This is a genomic window from Bradyrhizobium sp. USDA 3315 (assembly GCF_054056795.1).
Genome location: NZ_JBSRYP010000001.1, coordinates 6221780 through 6233959, shown reverse-complemented (window position 1 = coordinate 6233959; position 12180 = coordinate 6221780). Strand labels below are relative to the sequence as shown.

Below are 12180 nucleotides of genomic sequence, written 5' to 3'. Positions count from 1 at the left end.
CATTCGAATCGACAAGCACAACTGTCGTCGGTGTCTTGCTTCTTGTGCTCGGGGCGGCCCTGCTCACGCTCAAGATCATGAGACGAAATCAAAGCGGTCCGTTTGGATAGCCAGACAGATTCGCACGGTCGACAGCCTTGAACCGGATCGCCGCGGCTCCGCCGGCCGATGCCGCTTGCCTGTTCGACAACGTGCTCGCGCCGGCGCGACGACAATTTCCTCCGTTTTGTTCGGCGGACTGTTCGCCTTCGTGAGGTGAATGCAGGACCGTCACAACGTGAGGCCCTGCCGTCGTGAACGACGACGAGAGTTCCGCAGGTTGCCGTGGCCCGCACGTCTCGTGCATCGACACGGCGTGTCCATCACACCATGCCCTGCTTTGGTCCCGGCCGTTGGCGCATGACCGCGAACAGGCGATAGGATCGGCGCACCGAAAAAATTCTTGTCGATTGCCTGCGCGTCGCCGTATCTCCGCAATTCAGTCGGTGAATGCCCCATCCGATTGATCGCTCAGCAGGTTTGAACGTCGCGCCCATTTCTGCGTCGAAGTGCCGCAAGTTTCTGTCATCTGCGTGTTAAAAACCTGCCAGATTCCGGCAACAACGCACCGCTAGCCTCACGGCACCAAACAGAAGCATTTGCCGACCCTTGCGGTCGCAAGACGTGGACCGACGTCACGCGTGGCGCCGGTAGCGCGCTTGCGCGCCTGTGGCGGCGTATTGGCGGGGCGGCGTGGCACGACGACTTTCGACCGTTTGTTGTGTCATCGTCGCGGCCTGCCTCGGGCTCGCCGCGAGCGGCATGACGGCATGGCTCGGCGCGACGGGCTTGCAGGATGCGCCGCGCATGCAGCAGGACGTGTGTGCGCGGCCCGAACCCGGAAGCGCGATCGCGGAGCCGGCGGAATTGCGCAGCCGCGACGGCGTGCTCGAAACCGGCCTCACGATCCACGATCAGAAACTGCCGGATGGCACGAGCCGCTACTGCTATTTGACGCCGGACGGCAAACCGTCGCCGACGCTGCGCGTGAGGCCCGGCGATCAGCTGGTCATTCATTTCAAGAACGACCTCGTCGACCTCGACACGGCAACGCCTGCGATCGACCGCCCGCTCGCCGGCGCGCCGATCTGCACGGCGAAAAAGCCGGCAGACATTTGCGAGAGCGGCGCGATGACGTCAGTCTCGACCAATCTGCACTTCCACGGGCTGACCGTGCCGCCGGTCTGCCACCAGGATGAGGTGCTGAACACCTCGATCCAGCCTGATGATGCGCCGTTCGACTATCGCCTGCGCATTCCGGGCGACGCGCCGCCCGGCCTCTATTGGTATCACCCGCATCTGCACGGCCTCAGCAAGACGCAGGTGCTCGGCGGCGCTTCCGGCGCCATCATCGTCGAAGGCATCGAGCGCGCCGATCCACAGCTCGCCGGCCTGCCCGAGCGCGTGCTCGTGATCCGCGACCAGGATCTGGTCAGTCCCGACGCGCCGCCGTCAAAATTCGAGCCGGTTATGACCAAGAGCCAGCTCGACAATGATGGCGACGTCGCCAATTCCGGCACCGGCTTCGGCAAGCCGTCGAAGGATCTCTCCGTCAATTTCGTGCCGGTGCCCTATCCGAACTATCCGCCCGCCAGGCTCACGATGAAGCCCGGCGAGCGGCAGCTCTGGCGCGTGCTGAACGCGTCCGCGATCACCTATCTCAACCTCGCGCTGCTGGTCGGCCGCGCGCCGCAGCAAATCGGCATCGTCGGGCTCGATGGCGTGCCGTTGCAGTTCGACGGCAGCCCACCGCCGTCGGTGCAATGGGTCAACCATATCGGCCTGCCGCCGGGCTCGCGCGCCGAGTTCATCGTCGAAGGACCGCCGGCCGGCGCACAGGCCTTGCTGGTGACGCGCGCGGTCGACACCGGGCCCGCCGGCGAAAACGACCCCAACCGCGCGCTGGTGGCGATCACGGCATCAGCCGATGCAAGCGAACCGCAGGCCGCACTGCCCGCGCACGCTGAGCCGCAGCCCCGCCCCGAGCGGCCGTGGCTTGGAAACGTCGCCCCGGTGCGCGTCAGGAAACTGTTCTTCTCCGAGCAGCCGGAGAACCCGAACGATCCGAACAGCCCGACCAGGTTCTTCGTGACCCTCGACGGCGAGACGCCGAAGCCGTTCGATCCGCGTTCCGACGTGCCCGACATCACTGTGCGGCAGGGCGACGTCGAGGACTGGATCATCGAGAACCGCTCGATGGAGCTGCACGATTTCCATATCCATCAGCTTCACTTCCAGCTGCTCGACTGGTCCGGCGTCGCCGTCAACGAGCCGTTCCTGCGCGATACCGTCAATGTGCCGTACTACAACAGCCGGATGCTGAAATATCCGAGCGTGCGCCTGCGCATGGATTTCCGCGATCCCAACATCGTCGGCACCTTCGTCTACCACTGCCACGTCCTCGAGCATGAGGACGGCGGCATGATGGGACGGATCAAGGTCGTGCCGCGAGACGCCGCAAGTTCCATCAAGCCGCCCAATCAGCAAAAAGGAGAGCTCTAATGCGCGACAGGCACAAGTCACGTTGGCTGCAAGGTTGCCGCCTTACCCTCAGCGCGCTTGCGCTAGGCCAGTTCACCGCCGGCCCGGTGCTTGCGGAGGATTGGAATCATCACGGTGGACACGAGGCGCGGTCGCCGATCAAGCACGTGATCGTCATCATCGGCGAGAACCGCAGCTTCGACCACGTGTTCGCGACCTACGTGCCTGAACGGCGCGGCGAAAGCGTGTTCAACCTGCTGTCGCAGGGCATCGTCAAGCTCGATGCCAACAAGAACGCGATCCCCGGGCCCAACTTCGAAAAGGCGCATCAGCAGGCCGCGACCGATACCGGCCTGAACGATGCGTTCCTGCTGAGCCCGCCGAAGCAGGACTTCCCCAGGGATCAATTACCGGCTCCGCTGGTCGGCGGCCCCAAGGTCTCCTACATCCCGAACCAATGCGGCAGCTCGCCGATCACCACGTGCGAGGCATCGCTGGCGCTGGCGCAGCAGTCAGAATCCGGCCTGCCGTCCGAATACTACCAGTACCTGCTGACCGGCGGCACCGGCCAGACCTCGCAGACCCCCGACCAGCGCATCACCAATGTCAGCGCGCTGCCGGCCGGTCCGTTCCAGCTCACCAACAGCGATGCCATGCCCTACGACGCCTATGCGGCGAGCCCGGTGCATCGCTTCTACCAGATGTGGCAGCAGCTGAACTGCAACCACTCGGCGGCCAGCCGCGACAATCCGTCGGGCTGCGGCAACAATCTGTTCGCCTGGGTTGAAGTCACCGTCGGCGCTGGCGCCAACGGCGCGGCGCAGCCCTCCAACTTCTCCACCGACTATTCGCCGACGGCAACGACCACGGGCGAGGGTTCGACCGCGCTCGGCTTCTACAATGTGCAGAAGGGCGACGCGCCCTACTTCACCTCGCTCGCGCAGAAATACGCGATGAGCGACAACTTCCACCAGTCCGTCAACGGCGGCACCGGTGCCAACCACATCATGTTCGGCCATGCCGACATGCTTTACTTCAGCGACACCTACGGCAACGCCGCCGTGCCGCCGAGCGGCGTGCAGGTGTTCGGCGGCACGCCCGACGCCGGCATCGTGCATCAGATCGAGAACCCGAATCCGGCCATGGGCACCAACAACTGGTACACCGAGGACGGTTACGGCGCTGGCGGCAATGGCGGCTTCGCGCCGCCCTACCAGACCAATCCGGTGTCCGGCGGCGGCTCCTACAGCGACTGCTCGGATCCGGGCCAGCCGGGCGTCAAGCCGATCCTCGACTATCTGAAGGGGCTCCGGATCAATCCGAATTGCGAATCTGGCCACTATTATCTCTTGAACAACTACAACCCGGGCTATTTCGGCAACGGCAAGAACGCCTACACCGACACCAATCCGTCCAACACGCCGTTCACGATCCCGCCGTCGACCCGCAAGAGCATCGGCGACAGCCTGAACGAGCGGAACGTCTCCTGGAAGTATTACGGCGACCAGTGGAACAACTACGTCAACGACCCCTACCAGCTCAACTGGGGTGTGGCCGGACCGAACGCCGACGAGTACTGCAATATCTGCAATCCATTCCAGTACGACACCTCGATCATGTCGCACCCGGAGCAGGTCGCGGCCCATATCAAGGACTCGGTTGATCTGTACTCCGACCTCTCCAAGCACGCGCTGCCGGAGGTCTCCATCGTCAAGCCGAGCGGCTTCACCGACGGCCACCCGGCGTCGTCCAAGCTCAACCTGTTTGAAGGCTTCGTGAAGAAGATCGTCGACCAGGTCGAGGGCTCCGACTACGCCAAGGACACCGCGATCTTCATCACCTTCGACGAAGGCGGCGGCTACTTCGACTCAGGCTATGTGCAGCCGCTCGATTACTTCGGCGACGGCACGCGCATTCCGCTGATCGTGGTGTCGCCGTTCGCGCGGCAGGGCCACGTCTCGCATGAATATTCCGATCACGTCTCGATCATCAAATTCATCGAGCGGAACTGGGACCTGCAGCCGATCACGCATCGCAGCCGCGACAACTTCCCGAATCCCGTTGCGGCACCCGGCAATCCCTATGTCCCGGTCAACAGCCCGGCGATCAGCGATCTGTTCGACTTCTTCGACTTCGACGGTGGCGGCCATCATCATGATGGCGGCAACGATCAGGGCGGCAACTGGAACCACTGAAGACGTACCTCGCCACACAACAATCCGCCGGCCCAAAGGCCGGCGGATTTCATTTTGCGCCAAGCAGGATGTCAGATGTTCGGATCAGGACCGATATCGGTCCAAGCGGCATCGGGTGCCGCCCTATTCCGCTGTCGAGGTTCTAATCGCGGTGGTTGGCGCAGGATCGCGAATAGGCTGCACGCTCGGCCTGGTTCAGGCCGGCGGCGGCGGCCTCGTCGAGGCACCGGCTGACGCGGTCGCCGAACGAGCTGCGCGGCCGCGAACGCAGGCTCGGCTGCGTCGGCGCGTCCATCCTGGGGATCGCCGGCACCTCGATCCGCGGCGGAGGCGGAGGCTGAGGGACCGGCGGATCCCACGTCGAGCGGCCGGGCGCAAGAATTTGCGCGCTTGCCGTGCCGATGGCCCAGAGCAGAATGCCGGCAACAATCAGGGATCGCTTCATAGCCTATATGTCGTGACGCGGCAGCAACGGTTCAAGTGAACGCACCAAGCGTCAATGCTGTCCCCGAAATGCGAGTTCCCCGCCATCGTTACGGCTTCTGGTAGATCACGTGACCGGCACGGATCGTGCTGCTCACTTTCGCAAGATTGCCGACGTCGCCGAGCGGATCGCCGTCGAGCACCACGAGATCGGCGTCGAAGCCCTGCTCGACCCGTCCCTTCTTCGCGGCCTTGAAGAACCGCGCCGGATTGGTCGTCAGCGAGGCCAGCACCTGCCGCTCCGACAACACGCGGTGCATCAGCTGAAATTCCTGCGTGGTGTCGTACAGCGTGGTGAAACCGACATCGGTGCCGAACAGCACCGTGCCGCCATTCTCAGAAAATTGCTTGAGCTGGTTGACGGTCGAAGCCACCAGACGGTTGGCGACATTCTGATCGAGCACCACCGTGGTGAACAGCGACAGTGTGGGAACGAGCGCAGTCCCCTGTGCCTTGAACCGCGCCAGCTGATCCGCGGTGTAGCTGGGTTCGCCGGGCGTGGTGTGCGCGAGCACGTCGACGCCGGCCTCGATCACCGTCTCGACACCGATCTTGTTCTGCGGATGCGCGAACACCGGCCTGCCCTGCGCATGCGCGACGTCGACAGCCGCTTTGGCGATTGCAGGGTCCATGTTGACGACGGGCTTGTCCCCCATGAACGCGCCGGTGAACAGCTTGATGCCGTCCTCACCCATGCCGAGCCAGTCGCGCGCCCATTTCGTGGCCTCCTCCGGCGTTGCGACTTCAGGAAGCTGCACTTCGCGCGGGATGTAGACGGGGTGCCCACCCTTCGGGAAGATGTTGCCGGCGAGCAGGATGTTGGGGCCGGCGACTTCGCCCGCGGCGATGCGCTTGCGCAGCGGCAACGTGTCGCTCGGATCGGAGCCGAGATCCCAGACCGTGGTAAAACCCCAGCGCGTCAGCATCTCCTGCATGTGCTGCGTCAGCGCCGCGGCCGGCGCTGCGCCGGCATTGCGCCAGACTTTCTGCGTGAAATGGACATGGCTGTTCCAGAAGCCGGCGACGATGGTCTTGCCGCTGCAATCGATCACGCGGGCATCCGGCGGCGCCTGGATGTCGCCGGACTTGCCGACCGCGCTGATGACGCCGTCGGTCATCACGATCATCGCATCCGGCAGCGCCTGCGCATCGGCCGACGCGTAGAGCGTGCCGCCGCGAAGCACGATGGTCTCGGCCTGTGCCGTCACCGAGGCGACAGCCGAGCCGATCAGGAAAAGCGTGACGCGCAGCCAGGTGCCGACCATGGAGAGTCTCCGTTGCAGGCCGGCAAAGGCCGGCGCGCGAAGATAACCGCAAAGCGCGGAGCCGTTTGATCGTTCTTGCTGTCCGCGCCGGATATCGGCGCCCCGTCCGTCACTCCTCGGGCGCGTTCTCGATCGGGTCGAAGCGGTCGGCCTCGAGCCCGAGCAGATTCCAGGATTGCAGCATGTGCGGCGGCAGCGGCGCGGTGGCATCGATCACGCCGCCCCTCGGGTGCGGAATCACGATGCGGCGGGCAAGCAGATGCAACCGGTTCTGCAGGCCACCGGGCAGCTGCCAGTTCTCCTTGTTGAAATATTTGGGATCACCGACGATCGCGTGATCGATATGCGCCATGTGGGCGCGCAATTGATGGGTGCGGCCGGTCACCGGCTTGAGCGAGACCCAGGCGAGCTTGGTCGCCGAGGTCTCGACCACGGCATAATAGGTCACCGCGTGGCTCGCGCCCTCGTCACCATGCTCGGCGATCCGCATGATGCTGTCCTCCTCGCTCTCCTCCTTGGCAAGATAGGTCGAGATGCGGCCCTGCTTCGGCTTCGGCACGCCGGCGACCAGCGCCCAGTAGATCTTGCGCGCGGAGCGATGGCGGAATGCGCCGGTGAGGTGCGTGGCAGCGAAACGCGTCTTGGCGACCAGAAGGCAGCCGGAGGTCTCCCGGTCGAGCCGATGCACCAGCCGCGGCTTCTGCCCCTTGGCGTCGCGCATCACCTCGAGCATCTGGTCGACATGGCGCGTCATGCCGGAGCCGCCCTGCACGGCGAGACCGGCCGGCTTGTTCAGCACCAGCACGTCGTCGTCCTCGTACAGCGTCATGTCCTTCAGCGCCTGCAGCGTCTTCGCCTCGGCCTCGGAGAGCGTGCCTGATGTCTTCGGCGTGTCGAGCCGCAACGGCGGGATGCGCACGCTCTGGCCCTCCTCCAGCCGGTCCTTGGAATCGGCGCGCTTGCCGTTGACCCTGAGTTCGCCCTTCCGGACGATGCGCTGGATGTGGGAGAACGACAGGCCGGGAAAGCGTGCCTCGAGGAAACGGTCGACGCGCATGCCGTTCTCGTCGGCGGTGACGACGACGGTCTGTACCTTGGTCGGCAGCGGCTGCTCGGCCGCGGGCTTCGTAGCGGCGGGCTCAGCCCGCTCCTGCCGGTCGCGACGCGACTCGGCAAAGCGCGGCGGCTTTCCGGCCGCACGATGCGCGAACGGACGCTCTCCAGACTTGCGCTCACCGAACTTGCGATCGTCCGGCTTGCGGGTGCGCTCCGCCGATCCGCTCTTGCCACGATCCTTACCACGATCCTTGCCGCGATCGCCGGCGCGGTCCCGGTCGCGGCCCTTGTCGCGCCCTTTGGCGCGGTCGCCCGGCGATGTGGTTCTCTTGATGCGGCGGCTCATGGTGATTTTTCGGCTCCAGACCTGCATTGTGCCTAGCGCAAATGCCGCGAATCGTCACGGCGAAATCGGTGTGAATCCGGTGCAACATCGGCCATGTTCGGCCGCATACGGCAATCGACGGGGGCCCTGGAATGAGACTGGCGATATCGGCTTTGGCGGCGGCCCTGATGCTCACGGACCCTGCGCTCGCCCAGCAAAGCCCGATGCCCGAAGCCGCGATGCCGGAAGATCTGGCCTGGAAGCTCCTGGAACTCGGCCGCGTCATCGACCCACCCAAGACCGCTGCACTCTACGCGCCGCTGCAACAGAAGGAGCCCTATCAGGGCGTCAAGGTCGAGCGCGACCTCAAATACGGCTCCGCCGACCGGCATCTGCTCGACGTGTTCACGCCGGAGACGGCGGCGCCGGCACGGCCCGTGCTGATCTACATCCATGGCGGCAGCCTCATTGCCGGCAACAAGCGCGCGCCCGGCAGCCCGTTCTACGACAACATCATGCTGTGGGCGGTGAAGAACGGCTTCGTCGGCGTCAATGCCACCTATCGCCTGGCGCCGGCCTTTCCGTGGCCGGCAGGCCCGGAGGACATCGGTGCGATCGTGCAGTGGGTTGCGGAAAACATCGCCTCCCGCGGCGGCGAGCCCAGGCGCACCTTCCTGATGGGCCAATCGGCCGGCGCGATCCATGTCGCGAGCTATGTCTCCCATGGCGAATTCCACAAGGTGAAGGGCGGCGGACTTGCCGGCGCGATCATGGTGTCGGGCATCTATGATCTGACGGCCTCGCCGGCCGGCGACGCCGAGCTCGCCTATTACGGCTCCGACCCCTCGCGCTATGCCGAACGCTCCTCGCTGCAAGGGCTGGTCGCGAGCCCGATCCCGTTCCTGATCACCGCAGCCGAGCTCGATCCGCCGCGCTTCGTCGAGCAGTTCGAGCTCATGAAGCAGGCGAGCTGCAAGCGGCCGAGCGGCTGCGCCCGCAGCTTCATGCTGCCGCAGCACAGCCACATGTCGGAGGTCTACGCGATCAACACACCGGACACGCGGCTGACGGACGAGATCCTGGAATTCGCAAAGAGCGTCAAGTGACGCGCCAGAGCAGTATGAAGTTATGAGCCGTTGCAGCGGGCGCTGCCAAAATATCGAGAACAACCCCATGCAAAGTAGCCGGCGGCGATCGGCGTGGCACCAAGCAACGTGGCACCAAGCAACTTGACACGTCGGGCAAATCAGGAATATATTTCTAATATTCCGAAGTTGCGTAAGTATTCCTCGCCTGAAGGTGTTGCATATGGCATTGACGAGCCTCCGCAACTGACGCTTCCACGCCGCAGGTGGAAACGGGAACGTGCGTTATTCGCGGCCACGGCCCAATCTCGTCTTGCGCTAGCTCCCGCCCCGTTCCTTGCGCAGCTGCTGCCAGTAATCCAGCCGCTTGCGGATCTCGCGTTCGAAGCCGCGGTCGGGCGGATCGTAGAAGGTCTGGCGGCCCAGCGCTTCCGGGAAATAGTCCTGGCCGGAGAATGCGTCCGGCATGTCGTGATCATATTGATAGCCGGAGCCGTAGCCCTCCGACTTCATCAGCTTGGTCGGCGAATTCAAAATGTGCTTGGGCGGCAGCAGCGAGCCGCCCTGCTTCGCGGTCTGCATCGCCGCGCCGAACGCGGTGTAGACCGCGTTCGATTTCGGCGCGGTGGCGAGATAGACCACGGCCTGCGCGATCGCGAGCTCACCCTCCGGCGAGCCGAGGAAGTCGTAAGCATCCTTGGCGGCGTTGCAGACCGCCAGCGCCTGCGGATCGGCAAGGCCGATGTCCTCGACCGCCATGCGCACCACGCGCCGCGCCAGGAACAGCGGATCCTCGCCGGCATCGAACATGCGCGCCAGATAATACAGCGCCGCATCCGGATCGGAGCCGCGCACTGACTTGTGCAGCGCCGAGATCAGATTGTAATGGCCGTCGGCCGATTTGTCGTAGATCGGCGCCCGGCGTTGCAGGATGGCCTGCAACTGCTCGGCGTTGAACACCTCGCCCTTGCGGGCGGCGCGCCAGACCTCTTCGGCCAATGTCAGCGAGGCGCGGCCATCGCCATCGGCCATCCGCACCAGCACGGCGCGGGCTTCGGCATCGAGCGGCAGCGGCTTGCCCTCGATCTTCTCGGCATTGGCGAACAGTTTCTCGATCGCCGCCGTATCGAGCGAGTGAAACACCAGCACGCGGGCGCGCGACAGCAACGCCGCGTTGAGCTCGAAGGACGGGTTCTCCGTGGTGGCGCCGACCAGCACCACCGTGCCGTCCTCCATCACGGGCAGGAAGGAATCCTGCTGCGCGCGGTTGAAACGATGCACCTCGTCGACGAACAGGAGCGTGCCCTTGCCGGTCTCGCGGCGTGCACGCGCGGCATCGAACGCCTTCTTGAGATCGGCGACGCCGGAGAACACCGCGGAGATCTGCTCGAAATGCAGCTCGGTGGCGTCGGCCAGAAGCCGCGCCACCGTGGTCTTGCCGGTGCCGGGCGGTCCCCAGAACACCAGCGAGCCCAGCGTGCGCGTCTCCAGCATCCGCGTCAGCGCGCCGTCAGGGCCGAGGATGTGATCCTGGCCGACGACATCGGCCAGCGTGCGCGGACGCAGCCGGTCCGGCAGCGGGTGCGGCGCGTCCTGCTCCATCCCCGCCGCAGCAAAGAGGTTGCCGGCCTCTCGCGGTTGCTTGGGGCTCATCCGCCGAGCGTCACGTTGATCTGCTGGCCGCCGCGCACCAGCGTGATGCGCCAGACCCGCGTCCCCGTCTTCGATGCCTTCTCGAGGTCGCTGGTCCGCACGATCTTCTCGTTGTTGACCGCGAGGATGATGTCGCCCTTCTGGAAGCCGACATTGGCCGCGGTGCCGTCACCGGCGAGATCAGTCACCACCACGCCCTCGGCACCGGCGTCGAGATGCAGTTCGTCGGCCAGCGCCGGCGAGATGTTGGCGACCCTCGCGCCCTGGAACGGCGAGCGCGCGGTCAGCACGATCTCGTCGCGGTTGGTGTCGGGCGCGGTCTCCAGCGGTATGGTGAGCTTCACCGGCTTGCCGGCGCGCTGCACCTCGATCTCCGCGTTGCCGCCGAGCGGACGGGTCGCGAAGCGGTAGTCGAACGCGTTGGGATCGTCGATCGGCGTGCCGTCGATCCCGACGATCAGGTCGGAGAGCTTCAGGCCCGCCTTCGCCGCCGGGCTGTTCGGCGCGACGTTGGCGACCAGCGCGCCAGACGGCAGCTTCAGCCCGAGCGTCTCGGCAATCTCCGGCGTCACCGCCTGCAGCCGCGCGCCGAGCCATGGCCGCTTCACATTCTTGCCGCCGCTCTTGGCGGAGGCCACCACGACGCGCACCATGTTGGCGGGGATCGCAAAGCCGATGCCCTGCGAGCCGCCGGAGCGCGAGAAGATCGCAGTGTTGATGCCGGCGAGCCGGCCCGTCATGTCGACCAGCGCGCCGCCGGAATTGCCGGGATTGATCGCGGCGTCGGTCTGAATGAAGAATTGATAATCCGTGATCCCGACTTGAGTGCGCGCCAGGGCCGAGATGATGCCGTGCGTCACGGTCTGGCCGACGCCGAACGGATTGCCGATCGCGAGCACGACGTCACCGACCTGCAGTTGGTCGGAATTGGCGAAGTCGAGGGTCGCGAACTTCTCCTTGTTGGTGTCCTTCAGGCGCAGCACCGCGAGGTCGGTACGGCTGTCCTTCAGCACGATCTCGGCCTCGTATTCGCGCTTGTCGGCGAGCGAGACCTTCACCTGATCGGCGCCCTCGATCACGTGATTGTTTGTGACTACGAGGCCGGAGCCGTCGACCATCACGCCGGAGCCGAGCGAGCGCTGCATCTGCTCGGGCTGCTGTCCCGGCACGCCGAAGAAGCGGCGAAAAATCGGGTCATCCAGAAATGGATTGCGGTTTTGCACGGTCTTGGCGGCGTAAACATTGACCACCGCCGGCTGCACCCGCTGCACGATCGGCGCATAGGACAATTGCAGCTCGGCCTGCGAGGACGGCACGCGGCGGTCCTGGGCCGCGGCTGCGGAAAGATTCCCCATGAAGGCCAACGTGCACAGAGCGGATACGGCAGCAAAGCGGACAGGTCGGAGCATTCTCACCTCTCGTGGAAACGCCGGAATATAGGCGTGTTCGCCGGGCAATTGAAGGGCGCCCGGCCGGATAACTGGCCCCCCGCCGTACCGGTGCACAACCCGCAGCGGCCGCGTTGAAGCGCGCCGCCAAGCTTCTATGATGGCTGTCATCTCACTGCGCCGCTCCGCTTGTTGCCTGCGGACCACAAG

Annotated in this window: 8 protein-coding genes; 3 read left to right on the top strand and 5 right to left on the bottom strand. The window is 65.1% G+C overall.

Going from position 1 to position 12180, the window contains the following annotated elements; genetic code table 11:
* Window positions 1-732: 732 nt before the first annotated feature.
* On the top strand, window positions 733-2541 hold the full coding sequence (locus ACVIYL_RS29050) for a multicopper oxidase family protein (protein ID WP_456780396.1): 1809 nt from the start codon (window positions 733-735) through the stop codon (window positions 2539-2541).
* Window positions 2541-4715: an alkaline phosphatase family protein gene (locus ACVIYL_RS29045; protein ID WP_456780395.1), complete on the top strand. Its 2175-nt coding sequence runs from the start codon at window positions 2541-2543 to the stop codon at window positions 4713-4715. Before ACVIYL_RS29050 ends, ACVIYL_RS29045 begins: the two co-directional genes overlap by 1 nt.
* Window positions 4716-4857: 142 nt before the next feature.
* Here ACVIYL_RS29045 and ACVIYL_RS29040 read toward each other — a convergent pair whose 3' ends face one another.
* From ACVIYL_RS29040 to ACVIYL_RS29030, 3 genes are all read right to left on the bottom strand, one after another.
* Window positions 4858-5160, bottom strand: coding sequence for a hypothetical protein (locus tag ACVIYL_RS29040; protein WP_456780394.1), 303 nt, complete (start codon window positions 5158-5160; stop codon window positions 4858-4860).
* Window positions 5161-5248: 88 nt separating this feature from the next.
* A complete protein-coding gene (locus ACVIYL_RS29035; RefSeq protein ID WP_456780393.1) occupies window positions 5249-6463 on the bottom strand; it encodes an amidohydrolase family protein in 1215 nt (404 codons plus the stop codon).
* A 109-nt stretch (window positions 6464-6572) separates the two neighbouring features.
* Window positions 6573-7865: an RluA family pseudouridine synthase gene (locus tag ACVIYL_RS29030; protein ID WP_253608223.1), complete on the bottom strand. Its 1293-nt coding sequence runs from the start codon at window positions 7863-7865 to the stop codon at window positions 6573-6575.
* A gap of 167 nt (window positions 7866-8032) precedes the next feature.
* On the opposite strand from ACVIYL_RS29030, the gene ACVIYL_RS29025 reads away from it, so the two are divergent.
* Window positions 8033-8950 (top strand): alpha/beta hydrolase, encoded by a 918-nt coding sequence (locus ACVIYL_RS29025; RefSeq protein WP_456780392.1) that lies wholly within the window; start codon window positions 8033-8035, stop codon window positions 8948-8950.
* Window positions 8951-9247: 297 nt separating this feature from the next.
* Here the strand turns inward: ACVIYL_RS29025 and ACVIYL_RS29020 are convergent, their stop codons facing one another.
* On the bottom strand, window positions 9248-10582 hold the full coding sequence (locus tag ACVIYL_RS29020) for a replication-associated recombination protein A (protein ID WP_456780391.1): 1335 nt from the start codon (window positions 10580-10582) through the stop codon (window positions 9248-9250).
* Window positions 10579-11937: a DegQ family serine endoprotease gene (locus ACVIYL_RS29015; RefSeq protein WP_092090135.1), complete on the bottom strand. Its 1359-nt coding sequence runs from the start codon at window positions 11935-11937 to the stop codon at window positions 10579-10581. The genes ACVIYL_RS29020 and ACVIYL_RS29015 overlap by 4 nt, the downstream gene beginning before the upstream one ends.
* Window positions 11938-12180 lie beyond the last annotated feature (243 nt).